The 18,268-nt window shown below is 58.8% G+C and carries 15 protein-coding genes and 1 pseudogene; 11 read left to right on the forward strand and 5 right to left on the reverse strand.

The features are described 5' to 3' along the window. Positions 1 to 4 precede the first annotated feature (4 nt). Positions 5 to 2,104, reverse strand: coding sequence for a glycogen debranching protein GlgX (gene glgX / locus MWR57_RS13040; RefSeq protein WP_423125261.1), 2,100 nt, complete (start codon positions 2,102 to 2,104; stop codon positions 5 to 7). A gap of 126 nt (positions 2,105 to 2,230) precedes the next feature. On the opposite strand from glgX, the gene MWR57_RS13045 reads away from it, so the two are divergent. Further along, positions 2,231 to 3,169, forward strand: coding sequence for an Lcl C-terminal domain-containing protein (locus MWR57_RS13045; RefSeq protein ID WP_423125262.1), 939 nt, complete (start codon positions 2,231 to 2,233; stop codon positions 3,167 to 3,169). Positions 3,170 to 3,384: 215 nt separating this feature from the next. Further along, positions 3,385 to 3,699, forward strand: coding sequence for a pyrimidine/purine nucleoside phosphorylase (gene ppnP / locus MWR57_RS13050; protein WP_423125263.1), 315 nt, complete (start codon positions 3,385 to 3,387; stop codon positions 3,697 to 3,699). A gap of 364 nt (positions 3,700 to 4,063) precedes the next feature. On the opposite strand, the pseudogene MWR57_RS14460 reads toward ppnP, so the two are convergent. Next, a pseudogene (locus MWR57_RS14460) lies at positions 4,064 to 4,765 on the reverse strand (methyl-accepting chemotaxis protein); the annotation flags it as partial. Between the two features lie 1,019 nt (positions 4,766 to 5,784). On the opposite strand from MWR57_RS14460, the gene MWR57_RS13060 reads away from it, so the two are divergent. The 9 genes from MWR57_RS13060 (at position 5,785) to MWR57_RS13100 (ending at position 15,470) form a co-directional block, all read left to right on the forward strand. After that, positions 5,785 to 6,285 carry an SH3 domain-containing protein gene (locus MWR57_RS13060; protein ID WP_423125265.1) on the forward strand — a complete coding sequence of 167 codons (501 nt, stop codon included), beginning with the start codon at positions 5,785 to 5,787 and terminating at the stop codon, positions 6,283 to 6,285. Next, entirely contained in the window at positions 6,275 to 7,195 is a 921-nt protein-coding gene (locus tag MWR57_RS13065) for a M48 family metalloprotease (RefSeq protein WP_423125266.1), read from the forward strand. The genes MWR57_RS13060 and MWR57_RS13065 overlap by 11 nt, the downstream gene beginning before the upstream one ends. A 1-nt stretch (position 7,196) precedes the next feature. Continuing rightward, positions 7,197 to 9,311: a CHASE2 domain-containing protein gene (locus MWR57_RS13070; RefSeq protein ID WP_423125267.1), complete on the forward strand. Its 2,115-nt coding sequence runs from the start codon at positions 7,197 to 7,199 to the stop codon at positions 9,309 to 9,311. A gap of 11 nt (positions 9,312 to 9,322) precedes the next feature. Further along, positions 9,323 to 11,107, forward strand: a complete 1,785-nt coding sequence (locus MWR57_RS13075; protein ID WP_423125268.1) for an ABC transporter ATP-binding protein — start codon at positions 9,323 to 9,325, stop codon at positions 11,105 to 11,107. A 165-nt stretch (positions 11,108 to 11,272) separates the two neighbouring features. Next, on the forward strand, positions 11,273 to 13,072 hold the full coding sequence (locus MWR57_RS13080; protein WP_423125269.1) for an ABC transporter ATP-binding protein: 1,800 nt from the start codon (positions 11,273 to 11,275) through the stop codon (positions 13,070 to 13,072). A 59-nt stretch (positions 13,073 to 13,131) separates the two neighbouring features. Beyond that, positions 13,132 to 13,653 carry a type 1 glutamine amidotransferase domain-containing protein gene (locus tag MWR57_RS13085; RefSeq protein ID WP_423125270.1) on the forward strand — a complete coding sequence of 174 codons (522 nt, stop codon included), beginning with the start codon at positions 13,132 to 13,134 and terminating at the stop codon, positions 13,651 to 13,653. 110 nt (positions 13,654 to 13,763) lie between these two features. Beyond that, positions 13,764 to 14,783 carry a 4Fe-4S binding protein gene (locus MWR57_RS13090; protein WP_423125271.1) on the forward strand — a complete coding sequence of 340 codons (1,020 nt, stop codon included), beginning with the start codon at positions 13,764 to 13,766 and terminating at the stop codon, positions 14,781 to 14,783. Between the two features lie 145 nt (positions 14,784 to 14,928). Further along, entirely contained in the window at positions 14,929 to 15,192 is a 264-nt protein-coding gene (locus MWR57_RS13095) for a hypothetical protein (RefSeq protein ID WP_423125272.1), read from the forward strand. Positions 15,193 to 15,194: 2 nt separating this feature from the next. Continuing rightward, the gene (locus MWR57_RS13100; protein ID WP_423125273.1) at positions 15,195 to 15,470 is read left to right on the forward strand and encodes a type II toxin-antitoxin system RelE/ParE family toxin; all 276 of its coding nucleotides are present in this window, start codon (positions 15,195 to 15,197) and stop codon (positions 15,468 to 15,470) included. 407 nt (positions 15,471 to 15,877) lie between these two features. Here MWR57_RS13100 and MWR57_RS13105 read toward each other — a convergent pair whose 3' ends face one another. The 3 genes from MWR57_RS13105 to MWR57_RS13115 form a co-directional block, all read right to left on the reverse strand. Next, on the reverse strand, positions 15,878 to 16,549 hold the full coding sequence (locus MWR57_RS13105; RefSeq protein ID WP_423125274.1) for a hypothetical protein: 672 nt from the start codon (positions 16,547 to 16,549) through the stop codon (positions 15,878 to 15,880). Between the two features lie 109 nt (positions 16,550 to 16,658). Continuing rightward, positions 16,659 to 16,967, reverse strand: coding sequence for a HigA family addiction module antitoxin (locus MWR57_RS13110; RefSeq protein ID WP_423125275.1), 309 nt, complete (start codon positions 16,965 to 16,967; stop codon positions 16,659 to 16,661). A gap of 84 nt (positions 16,968 to 17,051) precedes the next feature. After that, a complete protein-coding gene (locus MWR57_RS13115) occupies positions 17,052 to 18,233 on the reverse strand; it encodes an NAD(P)/FAD-dependent oxidoreductase (protein ID WP_423125276.1) in 1,182 nt (393 codons plus the stop codon). Positions 18,234 to 18,268 lie beyond the last annotated feature (35 nt).

Consider the following 18,268-nt stretch of genomic DNA (forward strand, 5'->3'; position numbering starts at 1 on the left):
TGGCTCAGCAGGGTTTGGAGATAAAGATTGTCGCGGCCAGATTCGCCACGGTAATTGAGGCGTCCCGCACCGGCTGGCTCTTGGTTTCGTTGACGATATCCTTCGGGGATGCAGCACTGGTGTCGATCAGCCCGTGCCAGAATCGGCCTGCGGGCGGGGCCGGGATGATGAAGTCGGCGGGAAGGTGCCCGCCGTTGAGCATGACGAAAAAATCGTCGTCGCGCCGCACCCCGGCGGTGGTTCCGTGCAGGACAAAGGCCAGGGTCTTGCAGGCTGGCGACCAGTCCGGTCTTCCCGGCGTGGTGGATTGCCACTCGATTTCCGGGTTCTCTTCCGTGGCGGGGAAAAAATCGGTGCGGTGGAATACGGGGTGGCTTTTCCGTAAAGCGATGATCCGGGTAAAAAAGCGCAGCAGCCCGTGGTTCTGCTTGGCCAATTCCCAATTGAGCCAGCTTATCTCGTTATCATGGCAGTAGGCATTGTTGTTGCCCTGCTGGGTCCGGCCGAATTCATCGCCCGCCACCAGCATGGGCACCCCTTGCGAGAGCATGAGGATGGCGGCAAAGGTCTTGATCCTCCGGAGGCGCAGTTCCGTGATGGTTGCGTTGTCCGTTGGTCCTTCGCTGCCGCTGTTCCAACTGAGATTATCATTGCCGCCGTCCCGGTTGTCCTCGCCGTTGGCCAGGTTGTGTTTGTTGTTGTAGCTGACCAAGTCGTAGAGGGTGAAGCCGTCATGGCTGGTGATGAAATTAATGGAGTTGCGCGGGGAGCGGCCGTCGTCCTGGTAGAGGTCGGCGCTGCCCGCGATGCGGGTAGCAAGCGGAGCGACCATGGCCTCGTGGCCGCAGAGGAAGCGGCGGACATCATCGCGGAACTGGCCGTTCCATTCGGCCCAGCGCCGGTTGGTGGAAAAACTCCCCACCTGATAGAGGCCCGCCGCATCCCAGGCCTCGGCAATGATCTTGGTGTGGGCGAGGATGGGGTCTTCGGCGATTTTCTCCACCATGGGCGGGTTGCTCAGCACGTTGCCCTGCTGGTCGCGGCCCAGGACGCTGGCCAGATCGAAGCGGAAGCCGTCCACATGCATCTCGATCACCCAGTAGCGCAGGCAGTCCATGATAAGATGCCTCACCAGGGGATGGTTGCAGTTCACCGTGTTGCCGCAGCCGGAAAAATTGAGATACTCCCGGCTCCGCGGGTCCAGCAGATAGTAGATGACATTGTCCAGCCCCCGGAAGCTGATCACCGGCCCATTGCCGCCGCCCTCCGCCGTGTGGTTGAAGACCACGTCGAGGATCACCTCGATCCCGGCCTTATGCAACGCCTTGACCATCTCCTTGAATTCCCGGACCTGGTTGCCGTTGCGGCCGTTGACCGCGTAAGCCGCCTTGGGCGCGAAAAAGGAGATGGGACTGTAGCCCCAGAAATTCTTCAGCCTCTCCCCGGTGAAGGGGTTGGCGTTGGTGATCTCATGCTCGTTGAACTCGGTGACCGGCAGAAGCTCCACCGCGGTAATGCCCAGTTTCTTGAGATAGGGAATCTTTTCCACTATTCCCCGGTAGGTGCCGGGATTGGCTGCGCCGGAGCTTTCGTGCCGGGTGAAGCCCCGGACATGGAGTTCGTAGATGATGCTCTTTTCCAGGGGAATATTGAGGGGACGGTCGCCTTCCCAGTCGAATTCGTCGCCGATAATGCAGCAGCGCCGCTGAAAGGTGGACAGCGGGGTGCAGAGGCCGGAGCGGCAGTAAGCGACCCCCCACTCCGATCCGCCGGTAAGGGCTTTGGCGTAGGGGTCGAGCAGCAGGTTTTCGGTGGCGAAGAAATGGCCGGCCCCCTTGGGGTCGTATGGGCCGGACATGCGGTAGCCATAGCGCAGATTGGTGTCGAGATCGTGGAGCAGGATATGCCAGATGTTGCCGGTCCGGTTGATCTTCGGGTCAAGGGGGATCTCGGCGCAGGGATCCTCGGCGCCGGACTTGAACAAGACCAGGGTAACGGCCTCGGCATGGCGGGAAAATATGGCGAAATTAACCCCTTCCGGCTTCAAAAAGGAGCCCAGGGGAAGCGGGTATCCGGCGCCCGTGATAATTTTTTCTTTGCGCATGGCGTATTTCCTCTTGCCCGGAATGAAACCAGTAATTATTATTGGTAATAATTATTACTTTTAAAATTATGCATTCATTATATCGTTTCCATAGAGAAGATGACAATAAAACTGAGGAGGTGTGCCATGGGATTAGCGGAAAAGTTGGGTATGGGTGATCAGCCTGTGTCGATCGACTGGGATCTTACCCCCTCGGATACCTTTGCCATGTTCGAGAGCTGGGGAGGCAAGGACCAGGAACGGATTCGCAACAATTCGGAGCTGCACTATTATTTTTATATCGATAACTGGAGTTCTCCCGCCAAGCTCTGCCTAATGGAGCGGGGCGTTAAGCATGCCAAGATTCTTGCCCACATCGATTGCCCGCAGGAAATGCTGAAGAATTGCGTGTCCCGGCAGGGCAAGGACATGCGGGACCAGAGCTACGCCATTGACGAGGGAATCAAGCAATGGCTGCTGGAAAAAATCATCGAGAGCGAGGATTCCTCCCGGATTGCGCTGGTGGACAATTCCGTACCGCAGGAGGTTATGGAGACAGGGCTTCCGCGCAAGGGTGATTCCTTGCCAACGGTGGAGACGGTCCGTCTGCGGGCGGCGGGTGGAGTGGTAAGCGAATTGGAGGCTGCGACTCTTGCGGCGAGAATCGGCTGTTACGACAGCCGCCGCAACCCCATGGGGAATTTCCGCAACCTGCTGGTGGACAACGGCGACGGCCTCACCGTTACCGATGGGGCCACCGGGCTCATGTGGCAGCGGGGCGGCTGCGATCTCACCACCATCCGCAATGTGCAGAAATATGTGGCGGAATTGAATGACCAGCGTTTTGCCGGCTTCTCCGATTGGCGGCTGCCCACCATGGAAGAGAGCTTCTCCCTCCTCGAACCGCGGGTTAATGCAAAGGGCGTCCATCTCCATCCCTGTTTTTCCAAGGAGCAGCCCTTTATCTTTTTAGCCGACCAGCGCAAGCCCGGCGGCTACTGGTTTATGGATTTCAAGCAGGCCAGGGCATTCTGGGCCTCGGGCACCATCCCGGGCGGGTTCGGCAGGGTGTGCCGCACCATGTGATCCGGTAAACACATAAGGCGTATACGAAAAAGGCTGCCCACGGGTGGCCTTTTTTCTTATCCGGGGCATGGGAAAGGGCGCGCAACAAAATCTTGCAATTTGTCCGGCCCGGTTATAAAGAAGCTAGGAGGTTGGAAGGAACATCATATCTTCCCGTTTCTCTCCGGACGGGAATTTTTTTATTGAGAAACCGCAAGACAAGAGAGGACACACCCATGCCTGAATTCAACAATGTCACCATCGTAAAAAAAGCCAATGTCTACTTTGACGGCAAGGTCACCAGCCGGACGGTGGTGTTTGCCGACGGCTCCCAGAAGACCCTGGGCGTCATGCTGCCCGGAGAATATGAATTCAACACGGCGGACAAGGAGCTCATGGAGATCATGGCCGGCGAACTGGAGGTTCTGCTGCCTGGGACGTCGGAGTGGAAGACGGTCAAGGGCGGAGAATCCTTCGAGGTGCCGTCCCACTCCAAGTTCGGCTTGAAGGTGCGAAGCCTTACCGATTATTGTTGTTCGTTTTTAAAGTAGAATCGCCAACAAAAAAAGCCATCGACGCGGTTGCGCCGGTGGCTTTTTTTTCCGTAACGGGCCTGTTGTTGCCCCGCCATTTCATTCCGGTTTAGAAATCCTCGAATTCTTCCTCGTCAAAGGGGATTACCTCTTTGGCCGTCTTTTTTGCGCTGTGCGAGATGGCGCGGGGCTGTGATTGTTTTTGCTGCATTGCCGGCCGGAGCCCTGTGTTTTTGCCGCGCGCCGGGTTGCTTGGCGTCTGGGAAACCATTGCGCCGGAACTGGGTCCGCCCTCCCCGGTGATCAAGGTTTGCAGTTCGCGGACATGCCCGAGCAGGGTGTTGCTTTCGGCAAAGAGTTCCTCCGAGGCGGAAGCCGATTCCTCGGCGGTGGCGGCATTGCTCTGCACCACGGTGTCCATTTCCTGCAGGGCCTTGTTGATCTGGCCGACCCCTTCGGTCTGCTCTTTTGTTGCGGAGGAAATTTCATTGATCAACACCGAAACCTTGCCGGTGCCGGTGGAAACCTTGCTGAACTCATCGTTGGTCTTGTGAACGAGCACCGTGCCTTCTTGGACCTTGTGTACCGTTTGTTCGATGAGATCCGCGGTTTCCCGAGCCGCCTCCGCGGCGCGCATGGCCAGGCTGCGAACCTCGTTGGCCACCACGGCAAAGCCGGCTCCGGCCTCGCCGGCGCGGGCCGCTTCCACGGCGGCATTGAGGGCGAGCAAGTTGGTCTGGAAGGCGATTGCATCGATGGTTTTGATGATTTTGGAAGTCTTCTCGCTGGCGACGGAGATTTCGCCCATGGCGGAGGTGAGTTGCTGCATGGAGGCGGCCGCCTGGTTGGCGACACTGTTTACTTCGCTCATCACCGTGTTGGCCTCAAGGGCGTTGTCCGAGCTGTTTTTGGTCATGGCGGAAATCTCTTCCATGGAGGCGGAGGTTTCTTCAAGGGCGGCCGCCTGTTCGGTGGCGCCTTCCGCCAGTTGTTGGCCTGCGCTCGCCACCTGCCCGGATGCGGCGGAGATATGATTGGCGCCCGCGGTCAGCCCGTTGATTGCTTTTCTCAGGGGTACGGTGATGCCGCGGGTGATGACAAAGGTCAGGGCGCAGCCGCCGATGAAGATGCCGATGGCAATGAGGATCATCAGGGTCTGGAGCGTGCGGCCTTCGGTAAGGGCCTGGTTGGCGACATGTTCCCCTTCGGTGGTGTTGATTGCACCGAATCCGGAGATGGCCTCGCGGATCTTGTCCCCTGCCGCCTCCTCGGCTTCTGCCTTTTCCGAGAGCAGGGCAGGGTTTTCCGCCTGGGCCGCGTCCATCATCTCCCGGCCGGCCGGGGCCAGCGTGTCGTGCAACTGAACGATGGTCTCGATCTTCTCAAGCCAGCCAGCCTGCACCAATTCTTCGTCTGCCTGAATGGTTGTGCGGACGCGTCCAAAGGTTTCGTCCGCTTCTTTATCCAGGCTGTCGAAGCGATCCCGGTAGGCAGCGTCCTTGTGGATGACGAAGTTTGCCGCGGCAAGCTGCTGGCGGCTGACCAAAAGGGCCAGGTCGCCGCCCAGATAGGCCAAGGGAAGATGGGTGTTTTCCAGGTCTTTGACGGAGGTCACCATCTGCGAGGATTTGAACACGGCAAAGCTTGCGCCGATGGTGGAAAGAAGAACCAGCAAGCCAAAGCCCGCTGCCAGTTTTTTGGCCAGGGAAAAATGTGCAAAATTCATCGGTCTGCTCCAGAGAGGGGATAGAATTGGCCTGTGGACAAAGGATTGCGGGTGTCTGTGACAACGAGGCAATTTTAGTTGCCCATTATATAGTAATTATAATTATTGTTTTCAACCCCTATTTTGGCATGCGGGCCGGGAGCATGTGTGTTCCTTGCCGCGGAGCATGAGTCTGCGTGCCTCGCGTAAGGAAATAAAAATAGTTTAGGGGAACAGGGAGTGGATTGCAAGCTGTGGTGTAGCGGAAAAAAGGAATATGTTCCGGCATGGTTCAACCGGAAAAAATGACTTGCTGTCCCATTGTCTCGGGGAATTTCCTGTGCTAGGATGAGCAGTGGCCGTTGTTCAAAACAGCAAATTTTTTCAGGAAAAACATCATGGGCCTCCGGATACAGCTAGTATTGGTTCTGGTGCTCTCCCTTGCCGCCACGGCTGTTTGGGCCGGGCAGGGCTGGAGGAGCGTCGCCGTGCGGCAGGGCGCGGTAAGGGTTTCCCCCATGCCATTCGGGAAGATCATTGCCACCCTCGGCTATGGTGAGCGGGTGAACGTGCTGGCGGAGCAAGGCCTTTGGTTCAAGGTGCGGGATCAACGGCAAGGGCGGGAAGGCTGGATGCACAGCGCCAGCCTCATCGCCAAGCCCATTACCCTAAAGCCCGGAGAGCGGCTTGGGGGTGGAGCCTCGGAGGATGAATTGGCCCTGGGCGGCAAGGGCTTCAATGCGCAGGTGGAGGCCGAGTACAAGGCCAGGGGCAAGAATCTCGATTATGCCTCGGTGGATTGGATGGAGCGGATTCAGGTGAGTCCCGAGGCCATGCGGGAATTCCTTGCCAAGGGCGGCTTGCAGAGCCCAGAGGGAGGCGCCGGCCATGGCAAATAAACGAACCTTTCTCCTCGCGGTTGTGTTGCTTTGCGCTTGCCCGGTGCTGGTTGCCGGGTGCAAGACCACCGATGTGATTGACGGCCTCGGAGCGGTCCAGGTGGGCGGGTTTAGGCTCAGCGAGTCCCAGGTGGGCGCGCTCAAGAAAACCGCCGTGGCCCTGGAAAAGGCCTTCACCGATATCACTCCGGAGCAGGAATACTATGTGGGCCGCGCGGTGGGCGCCACCCTGCTGGGGAAATACCAGCCCCGCACCGACCCCCAGACCGTGCAGTACCTCAATCTGGTCGGCCAGTCCCTGGCCAGGGTCTCCGACATGCCGGAAACCTACGGCGGCTATCATTTTGTCCTCCTGGAGGATGAGGGGATCAACGCCTTTGCCGCGCCGGGAGGCTTGATCTTTATCAGCCGGGGCATGCTGCGCTGCTGTAAGGACGAGGACACCCTGGCCGCGGTGCTGGCCCATGAAATCGCCCATATTCAACTAAAGCACGGGCTGCAGGCCATCAAGACCAGCAGGCTGACCAGCGCTTTTTCCATCATGGCCACGGAAGGGGCCAAGCAGGCCGGAGGGGTGCAACTGGCGCAACTCACCGGAATATTCGAGGATTCCATCCACGATGTCACCGCAACCCTGGTCAACAGCGGCTATTCCCGGGCCTTTGAACGGGAGGCCGATGTCGCGGCCCTGGAGATTCTCGGCCGGGCCGGCTATGACCAGCGGGCCCTGGTTGGGATGCTTGGCGAGATGAAGCAGCGGCTCAACCCGCAGGGGCTTGATTTCGCCAAGACCCATCCCGACCCGGCGGACCGGATGGCCGACCTTGCACCCCAGCTTGCCGGAGTCAAGACCCCAACCGGCATGGCCCTGCGGCAGCAACGGTTCCAGCGCCTTCTGGGCAGCATCTGACGTGATCAAGAAAGGTTGTACCGGGCTTACCCTCGGGCTGATCGTCTGTGCGATGGCGTTTTTTCTCTGGCAGCAGGGCGCGCTCACCGGTTTCGAGCATGCGGCCTGGCAGTGGCGGGTTGCCCATTTTGCCCAACCGGCTGCGGCCACCAGCCGCTTGCGGATCATCGCCCTTGACCAGAAAAGCCTGGACTGGGGCCGCAAGGAAAACAACCTCTCCTGGCCCTGGCCGAGGGAGGCGTATGCCACGCTCCTCGCCTTTTGCAAACGGGCCGGGGTTCGGGTGGTCGCCTTTGATATGCTGTTCAGCGAACCGTCGGTACACGGCGTGGGCGATGATCAAGCCCTGGCCCTGGCCATGCGGGAAAACGGGCCGGTGGTGCTCAGTTGCACCCTTGCGCCTCCCGGACAGGGGCAGGCGGAGAATGGCTCAGCCCCTTCCGTGCTCACCATTTCCGGCTTTTCCCAGTGGCTCGCCGGAAGCCGCGCGCCGGTGCTGCCCCAGTCGGTGACCATGCCGGTGCCTGAACTGGCCGCAAGCAGCGCAATGTTGGCCAATATCAGCACCCGTCCCGATCCGGACGGGGTGTTCCGCAGAGCACCCCTCTTTGTCACCCTCGCCGGCCAACCCGTGCCTTCCCTGGCCCTGGCCGCCTATCTTGCTTCCCTCCCCGGCCCGGTTCCCCTGTCGCTTGGCAAAAAACACCTCCAAGTGGGGGAACTCGGTGTGCCCCTCGATGAAACCGGGCAGTCCATCCTCAATTTCAGGGGGGCATCGGGCACGGTCACAACCATCTCCCTGGCTGCGGTGGTGCAGTCCGAGCTGCAGCTTGCCGCCGGGGAAATCCCGGTCATCGATCCGGCCGAATTCAAGGACACGTATGTTTTTCTGGGCATGACTGCGCCGGGGCTGTATGATCTGCGGGCCATTCCCATTGACGGGGTCTATCCGGGGGTCGAGATCCACGCCACCATGCTGGACAACCTGCTGTCCCAGGATTTTCTCCGCGACAGCCCGGTCTGGCTGGCGGTATTCCTGACCCTGTTCTTCGGGGTGCTGGCCGCAATGATCATTCTTTTTTGCCGCAACGCCTGGCAATCCTCCCTGGCCTTTGTCCTCCTGCTCCCCTTGCCCTTTGTTGCAGGCTTTATTGCCTATGGGAAAGGACTCTGGCTGCCTGTTGCTGTCCAGGCCACGGCGGTGCTGCTTGCCCTGATCAGCGGAGTGGTGTTCAACTTCGCCACCGAAGGGCGGAAAAAGCGTTACATCAAGCGCGCCTTCAGCCAGTATCTCCATCCCACCGTGATCGACCAATTGGTGGCAAACCCCGAGCGGCTACGCTTGGGGGGCGAGAAGCGGGAGCTCTCCATCTTCTTTTCCGATCTGGCCGGATTCACCGGGATGTCCGAGCGTTTGGAGCCGGAGCGCCTCACCTTGCTCCTGAACGAATATCTCTCCGCCATGACCGACATTATCCTGGCTTCGGGCGGAACCATCGACAAGTATGAGGGAGACGCCATCATCGCCTTTTGGAACGCGCCGCTTTCCCAGGCCGATCATGCCGGCCGCGCGGTGCAGGCCGCCCTGCGCTGCCAGGAGCGGCTGGCCGAGCTGCGGCCGGACTTCAAGGCGCGGTTCGGCTGCGACCTGTTCATGCGGATCGGCATCAACACCGGGCCGGTGGTGGTGGGTAATCTCGGCTCCAGTCAACGCTTCGATTACTCCATTTTGGGCGACAACGCCAATGTCGCGGCCCGGCTGGAGGGGGTCAACAAGGAATTCGACACCCAGATCCTCATCTCCGAATCGTGTTGCCGCCAGTTGCCCGCGGGCATAACGGTGCGGGAGATCGCCAGGGTTGGGGTGGTGGGGCGCAAGGAGCCCATCACCGTGTTCGAGCCCCTTGCTCCGGGCGATGCGAGACGGACGCTGCGTGATCGTTTCGCCGCGGCGCTTGCCCTGTATTACCAGGGCGAGGTTGCCAAGGCCAGGGAAGCCTTCCAGGATATGGGGGCGGACGATGTGGTGGCCGGACGCTATGCCGCCCGTTGCCGGGAAATGCTGGCCAATCCGCCCCTTGCCTGGGACGGGGTCTGGCGGATGAATTCCAAATGAGACCGGGCGAGATGCAGAGCGATGTTCCAGGGGCGAGGGTCGCCTCCCCCCTGGAACGTATCCGCCCCTTTGTCCGGCGGTATTCCTTCCGCCTTGTCGGCGGGCTTGTCGCCCTGCTGATTGTCGATCTTCTGCAACTGGGCATCCCCCGGCTGGTGAAACGGGCGGTGGATCTTTTGTCCCAGGGAGCGGCCAGCCAGACGGCCCTGGCGCAAAGCGCTTTTGCCATCTTCGCGCTTGCCGTGGGCATTGCCTCGTGCCGGTTTGTCTGGCGCTACCTGATTCTCGGATTTTCCCGGATGGTGGAGCGCGACCTGCGCGATGATTTTTTCCGCCATCTCCTCACCCTGGACCGGCCATTTTTTCAAAAGAAACCGGTGGGCGCGATCATGGCCCTGGCCACCAATGATTTGGCCGCGGTGCAGTTGGCCGGGGGCATGGGCGTGGTCGCCTGCGCCGACGCGGCGATCATGGGCATCGCCGCCCTGGCCTGCATGGCCTATATCAGCCCGCAGCTCACCCTGATCGCCGTCATTCCCATGCCCCTGCTGGCGGTGTTGACCAGGGTGTTGTCCGCCCGGCTGCACCGCCGTTTTTTGAAGGTGCAGGAGCAGTTTTCCCATCTCACCGAATTTGCCCGCAACACCATCACCAATATCCGTCTGCTCAAGGCCTACACCCAGGAAGCGCCGCAGGCCGAGGTCTTTGGCCGCCTCGGGCGCCAGTATCAGCAGGACAACCTCCGTCTGGCCAGGGTGCACGGCACGCTGTTTCCCATTTCCGGGCTGGTGGGCAATACCAGTCTGCTGCTGGTGATCTTTTTCGGCGGGCGGTTGGTGGTCGGCAGCGTCATCACGGTGGGTGATTTTGTCGCCTTTATCTCCTATCTCTACCTCCTGACCTGGCCCATGATGGCGGTGGGCTGGGTGGCCAATCTCTTCCAGCGCGGGCTCACCTCGTTGGGGCGGTTGGACGAGGTCATGAACGCCAAGCCCACCCTGGTCGATCCCCCCCAGCCCCTCGCTTTTCCCGCAGGGCAAACGGAGATCACCCTCCGGACCCTCCATTTCCAATACGAGGGCCAGGAGCAACCGGCCCTGGCCGAGGTCAGTTGTACGATCCGGGCAGGGGAGATCGTCGGTCTGGTCGGGAGGAGCGGTTCGGGGAAATCCACCCTGTGCCATCTTCTGGCCCGGCAGTATCCCGTGGCGGACGGCGCCATTTTTCTCAATGGCGTTGATGTCAATCGGTTGTCTCTGGGGTCGGTGCGCGAACGGGTGGCCTATGTGCCGCAGGATGTGCTGCTTTTTTCCGACACCGTGGCCGCGAACATCGGTTTCGGCAATCCGGCGGCCAGCCAAGAGCAGATCGAGGGTGCCGCTAAAATCTGCCGCATCCACGAGGAGATCCTCGGCTTCAGCGAAGGGTACCAGACCCGGATCGGCGAGCGGGGCGTCAAGCTCTCCGGCGGCCAGCGCCAGCGCATCGCTTTGGCTCGGGCCATTCTTCTCGACCGGCCCATGCTGATCATCGACGACAGCCTATCTGCCGTGGATCTGGAAACCGAGCAGGAGATCATCTCCGGCCTGGCCGATTTTCTGCCGGGGCGGACCTGCCTCATCGTCTCGCACCGGATCGCCCCTTTGCGGGATGCGATCCGGATCATGGTTCTGGAGGAAGGGCGGCTGCTGGCCCAGGGCAACCATGCCGAGCTGCTGGCAAGCAGCGATTTTTACCGGACCATGTATCACCAGCAGCAGATGCAGAGTCATCGCGAAGAGGAGCTGCCGCTTTGAGCCTCGGGCAAAACTCTGCCACATTGAATTCCCCCTCCCTCGACGGGAGGGGGCAGGGGGTGGGTGAAGTTGCACCCTGCCGATCTACTACCTGTTTCCCCCTCTCCCTAACCCTCTCCCGCAAGGGGAGAGGGAACTTGTTGGATTTTTGCAAGAAGGTCAACATTGCACGATAATTACGGATATTTCGAAGAAGACCAACTGGGCAAGTTCGGCGATCTCAGCCTGTGGCGGCGGATTGTTTTTTTGGGCAGGCCTTACTGGCTCGGGGCTCTGCTGGCCGTGCTCCTTTCCTTTGCCGTGGTGGGTTGCGGCCTGGCCCTGCCCTATTTGATCCGGCTGGCTGTGGACGATTTCATCCTCAACACCACCGCTGCTACAGAGTTCCGCCTTGCGGGGCTCAAGCACCTTGCTCTTCTCTTCTGCGGCCTCATGGCCTTCGAGTTTTCCGGCAACTTTGTCCAGGTGCTGATTCTGGAGTGGACCGGGCAGAGGATCATGCACCGGATGCGGCAGATGATGTTTGTCCATCTCCTGCATCTCGATCTGAAGTTTTTTCACCGCAACCCCGCAGGCCGTTTGGTAACCCGGCTGACCAACGATGTCCAGAACATGCACGAGATGTTCACCTCGGTGATCGTCACCCTGTTCAACGACGGGGTCAAACTCCTCGGCATTCTGGGGATTTTGTTTTGGATGAACTGGCGGCTGGCCTTGGGTATCTGCCTGCTCCTGCCGCTGATGGTGGGCAACACCCTCTGGTTCAGCCGGTTGGCCCGCGATGCCTTTCGGCAGATCCGCACCCATCTTGCCCAGATCAACTCATTCTTGCAGGAATCGCTCTCCGGCGTCTCGCTGATCCAGCTTTTCCGCCGCGAGGAGTCCAGCCAGGCGCAATTTTCCCAGCTCAACCAAACATTTTTTGCCAAGGCCCTCTATCAGATCAAGGTGTTTGCCGTGTTCATGCCGCTCATCGAGCTGATGAGCGCGCTGACCATCGGCACCATCCTCTGGTACGGCGGCAGCCAGGTCATGGCCGGGAAGATGACCATCGGGATGCTGGTGGCGTTTCTCTCCTACATGCGCCTCTTTTTTCAGCCCATGCGCGAGCTGTCGCAGAAATATTCCATCGTCCAGTCGGCCCTGGCTTCGGCGGAGCGCATTTTTCAGTTGCTCGACTCCAAGGAGACCCTGCCTTTGGCCGCCTCTCCCTTAAGGCCAGCTTCCGGCAAGGGCGAGATCGAGTTTAAGGAGGTGCGCTTCGGCTATGCGCCGGAGCATCCGGTGCTGGAAAATTTCTCCTTGAAGATTCCCTCCGGTCAGACCCTGGCCATCGTCGGCGCCACCGGTAGCGGCAAGACCACGATCATCAATCTGCTGGAGCGGTTCTACGATCCGGACGCCGGAGCGATTCTCCTGGACGGCGTCGATCTGCGCGCTTTGGACCCGAACTGGCTGCGAAGCCAGGTGGGGCTGGTCATGCAGGATGTGTTTCTCCTGCCAGCCACCATACGGGAGAATATCCTGCTCGATGGAGAAAAAACAGACGAAGCCCTGTGGGGTATTCTGGAAAAAGCACAACTGGCCCGCTTTGTCCGCCAGTTGCCCGAGGGGCTTGCCACCAGAGTGGGCGAGGGCGGCATGGATCTTTCCGCCGGGCAGCGGCAATTGCTGGCCTTTGCCCGGGTGCTCGCCCGCGAACCGCGCATCCTGGTGCTGGACGAGGCTACGGCCAGCGTGGACCCGGAAAGCGAGATGCTCACCGAGCAGGCCATTGGCGCGACCTTTGCCGGGCGGACCAACATCGTTATCGCCCACCGGCTTTCCACGATCCGCAGGGCGGATCATATCCTGGTCATGGCCGAGGGCAGGATCATCGAGCAGGGGAGCCACGCGGAACTGGCGGCGGCCAATGGGGCGTACCGGAGGCTGCTGACCATTTTCAGCGCCGGGTCAGGAGCATGACCATGGTTTCATGATATAACTAAGCATTCCGCACGACCCATAACATAAGGAGGTGCCGCATGGAACTGGAGGGCAAGAAGGTAATACTGCTGGTGGAGGAGACCTATAACGACCGCGAATTCTGGTACCCCTACTATCGCCTCAAGGAGGCCGGCGCCCAGGTGACGGTGGTCGGCCCGGAGGGCGGCATGAGCTATAGCGGCGCCGCCGGCATCAAGGCCACCGCCGATGCGGGCATCAAGGAGGTGCGGGCCGATGATTTCGACGGTCTGGTCATCCCCGGCGGCTACGCCCCGGACCATATGCGCCGCCATCCGGCCATGGTCAAGCTGGTCAAGGATATGGCGGAAGCCGGCAAGGTTGTCGCCGCCATCTGCCATGCCGGCTGGATGCTGGCCTCGGCCGAGGTGCTGAACGGCAGGAGCGTCACCGGCTTCTTTGCCATCAAGGCTGATCTGGTGCATGCCGGCGCCACATACCTGGACCAGGAGGTGGTGGTGGACGGCAATCTTATCACCAGCCGCACCCCCGACGACCTGCCCGCCTTCCTGCGGGCCATCATCAAGGGGTTGGCTGCCTGAGCCGATGCAACCGCCGTCGCCTCCGGTTGAATGAGTGCCGATTGATAGGATGTTGAAAGGTGTTTGGTCAAGGAAGCAAAACTCCCCCAGTTTTTTTCAAGGAGATGGCAATGCGTTCCAGGCAGAAAGAACCGGCGGACCGGTTCCGTATTGATTTACACACCCTGCGGCTGCTGGTGCAATCCGCTTTTTTGCTGACCTGTCTCTACGCTGGGTACCGTTTTTATCAGTTCTATCAATGGACCCTCGGCAATTCAGCGACTTTTGTGGCGCGTCCGCCGGCGGTCGAGGGCTTTCTGCCCATCAGCGGCCTGGTCAGTCTCAAACGCTTCCTGCTTACCGGAATCTATGACCGCATCCACCCGGCCGCCTTGACGCTCTTCATCGCCGCCCTGCTGATCGCCATTTTTTTTAGAAAGGGCTTCTGCGGCTGGATCTGTCCCGTGGGCTTTGTCTCCCATGTGGTCGAACGGGTTGCCCGGCGGCTGAAAATGCTTTTGACTCCGCCGGACTGGCTCGACTATCCCCTGCTCAGCCTCAAATACCTCCTGCTGGCCTTCTTCTCCTGGCTTATCCTGGCGAAGATGGACCTGGCCGCCATCGAGGCCTTCTCCAGCACCCCGTACAACCTGGTGGTGGATGCCCGGATGCTGCTCTTTTTCATTGCCCCGACCACAACGACCATCTGGGTGCTGAGTATCCTGGTCGGAGCCTCTTTTTTTCTGCGCAATTTCTGGTGCCGCTATCTCTGCCCTTACGGGGCGCTCATGGGTATTCTCGCCTGGTTTGGTCCGTTGCGGATCAGCCGGGACGAGCAAACCTGCATCAACTGCAAGAGGTGCGAGAAGGTCTGTCCCGGCTCAATCCGGGTGGCCGAGCATACCGTCGTGACCAATCCCGAATGCCTGGGTTGCCTGGAATGCGTGGCTACCTGCCCGGTCAGCAACTGCCTGCAGGTTTCAACCTACGGTGGCGGAAAACTGCCGGCGTGGCTCCTGCCGCTGGGGGTTCTTGCTCTCTTTTTCATCGTTTGGGCGGTGGCCAACATAACCGGCCATTGGCAATCGGCAATCCCTCTGGAAATTTTTAAGAGCTACTACCCGTTGGCAGACCAGATGGGGCATCCGTAAGAGACTGCGGCGAACAATCGGCAGGGCGGTATCCACCGACTGCACAAGGCAAAGGCCTGTTAATCAGAAAACGGAAAGAGATTTGTTTTTCCCGGCGAGATGTGGTATTTTGGTACTTGAATGAGTATCAAAAGGAGTCCATGCTATGAACACCATACCCGCTCAAGAGATCAAGCGCCGCGGCATTGCGGCAGTGGATGATTGCATTGCCAAGGGCGACCTCCATGTGATCCGCAATAATCAGCCGCAATACGTGGTGCTTTCCGAGGATCGTTATCAGGCGTTGCTGGAGGCGGAGGATGAGGCGTATACGGCGCGAGTGTTGGCCTCGCTGGAAGACCTGCGTGCCGGGCGGGTGCAACGGGGCACCGCTGCGGAGTTGCTGAAAGAGCTGGGCATGGAAGGCTGAGGATGTACACCCTCGTCTGGACCTCCGGCTTCACCCGCGCGGCCGGCAAATTTTTCAAACACCACCCGGAATTGCGGGAAAAGTTCGCAACGATTCTCGGTGATCTGGAGCGCGATCCCTTTCAACCGCATCTGCGGTACCACCACCTTGGCGGCAAGCTACAGGGTGTGCAGGCAATCAGCATCACCTCCAGTTACCGCCTAACCCTGACCCTCCTGATTTCGGAAAAGGAAATCATCCTGCTTGATGTTGGCAGCCATGATGCGGTGTATCGGTAGGAGGTGCTTCAAGGCACCTGATGACATAAGCACTGAGGAGTTTCCCTATTTTCTGAACGGAACAATTCCGCCGTCTTCACCCTGTACCCAGACGATTTCGCCAGTCCAGCGATCAAGGCGATAGGCGTGTCCGGCTGCTCCTTCGGCAACAAAGGTGTACCGTCCAAGCCACGCAATGAGTACCAGAAGTAGTCCCACTATAACTATCACTATCTTTTGCCAAGACATTTTGTTTTCCCTTAAAGTTCTTGTTTTTTGAACGCCGGTGGTAGCCTGTTGCGGTGCCGCGTCATGGTCGCCGACGCTCTCACATTCCGATTGCCCCCCCATTGTTATGCCAAATTGTTTTTGAGTTTCATCTTGTCGGAACTATCTTGTCTGCTAAGTTTATGTGGAGACACTTGAAACTACAGTAAGAAAGTGTAGTCGCCCGAGAAAGAGTTCCCGCTTATACCGTCTGTTCCTGGCACCTGTATCAGCAAATCGCCGTCCCTATGCACAACATTAAATTTGAGCTGGCCTTTGGATTGACTCATAACTTGGCCATATTTAATAAAGAATTTTTCTGGTAGTGGGACTTCGATTACCTCTTCGTTTTTACGTTGGCATAGAAGCACCGCATGATCAAAACCCCCGACGGGTAAGCCAAGGAACCATCTGTTCGGTTGCCGCTCTGTAGCTACCGCAATACCCACTCGCTTGCCTGATTTTGTGCGATAAATAGTTTTTCCCTTGATTAACTGGAGGCGGGTGCCCATCCACTCTAATTTTTCGAGAAATTTCTTTCGTAGTTTTTCTCCAAGTTCTCTTGAGTCGATAGGTCTAACTGGTCGTAATTCAGCATTTTTTTTGTATCGCTCTTGTTTTGTGGTGTTGACCAAGGACGGGAAGTCAAACTTGTTGCCTCGTAACTCTTCTAGCTCTAAGATGATTTGTCTGTGGCGGTTAATCAGAAGCTCAACTTTTTCTAATTTTTGGCTTTCCGACAACACTAGTGCTGTTTTTTCTTCGCTTGCTGCCAGAGAAATGGCTGATAGTATTTTACTTTTTTCTTTTTGAAGATCCGCAATTGCATCCATAGTACTACCTCCAAAAAAAACTAAGACTAACATTTTTTCTAAAAATATATGAGTTTGAGTGTAGTGTCAAGTGTATTTTCGGGAGGGTACCGTAGCAAAATCTTGTCCCTTATTCTGCCGCGTGCGAAAATGGGTGAACCTCTGTATCCAGCCGGTCCGCCAGTGCTTCCTGGGCTACTTCCATATCATAATGGGTCTGCAGGTTAAGCCAGAACTGGGCCTCCATCCCAAAGAAACGGCCAAGGCGGAGCGCCGTGTCGGCTGTTATGGAGCGTCTGCCATGCACAATCTCATTGATCCTGCGGGCGGTTACGCCAATATCCTTGGCCAGGCGATACTGGGTGATACCCATCGGTTCCAGGAACTTGGTCACCAGTATCTCGCCGGGGTGGACGGGAGGAAAATCTCGCTTGGTCATAGTGTCAGCTTGTTTGTGCCGACCGTGGTCATGGTTCTGTACTATTCATCGAAGTTGCTGTCGTCAATGGATAGTATGCGGAGCTCACAGCAGGCTATTTTTGAGCGTGGTGATATCCCGCTGTTCCGTGATGTAGCGGGTGATGGTGCTGAAATTTGCGGTATCCCCCACCATGACGCAGCCGATGATCCGGTTATTTTCGATGACCAATTTTTTGTAAATGCTGCCTGAGCTTACCACCTGCGCTTCATAGCGGCCTTCCGCGTCGATGTTGCCTGCGGCGGCCACGTCGATGCCTGCCACCTTAAGGATGTTGCTCATGGTGGCGCCCTGGTATAGGGCCTCGCCGCCCGCCATGTTGGCTCCCGCCACCTTGCCCTGCTGCATGGCCGCGGGCCAGATGCCGGAAACCACCCCCTGGTGTTCGGCCACATCGCCTGCCGCATAAATACCGTTGGCGCTGGTCTCCAGTCGGTCGTTTACCGTGACCCCCTTGTCACAATCAAGACCTCCACTTTGGGCCAGCTCCAGATTGGGCCGGACCCCGGCGGAAACGATGACCATCTGGCCGGGCAGGGTATCGCCGCCTTCGAGGACAATGCCGTCAACCTTCCCTGTGCTGCTGTGGGTGATGGTCTTGGTCATGGCCGAGAGGCGGAAGGCAAAGCCCATCTTCTCCATGAGCTTCTGGAGCCGTTTTGCCCCCTTGCTGTCCAACTGGCGGGGCAGCAGGCGCGGAAAAAATTCCACCACCGTGACCTTCTTGCCCAGCCTGCGCAGGGCATTGCCTGCTTCCAACCCGAGCAGGCCGCCGCCGATGAGGATCACCTCCTCGCTTTTTCCGGCTTGGGCCAGGATGGCCCGGGCGTCCTTGATGTGGCGGAGGGCGAAGACCCCCTGCTGGCCGATGCCCTTGATGGGCGGCAGGAAGGAATGGCTGCCCGTGGCGAGGAGCAGACGGTCGAAGGATAGTTTTTCGCCTCTGTCGCTGGTCAGTCGTTGTGCCGCCGCATCGAGCCCGGCGATTCGCGTATTGAGCCGCAGCTCGAGGCGCTGCTCCTGGTACCAGGCCTTTTTCTTGGCGATGAGTTTGTCTTCGCTCACCTCCCCGGCAATGAAATCGTTGAGCCGGATCCGGTAGTAAAAAGGGATGTCCTCTTCGCTGAGGATGGTGATGCTGCCTGTGGGGTCCTGCTTGCGGATTGTTTCCGCCGCGGTGGTTCCGGCTACGCCGTTGCCGATGATCAGATAGGTTTTCGTTTTCATGGCGGGCATCTCAGAAGGAGGTTGAAGGGAGGGGA

The organism is Hydrosulfovibrio ferrireducens (assembly GCF_046883345.1).
GTDB classification, from domain to species: Bacteria; Desulfobacterota; Desulfobulbia; order Desulfobulbales; family Desulfurivibrionaceae; genus Thiovibrio; species Thiovibrio ferrireducens.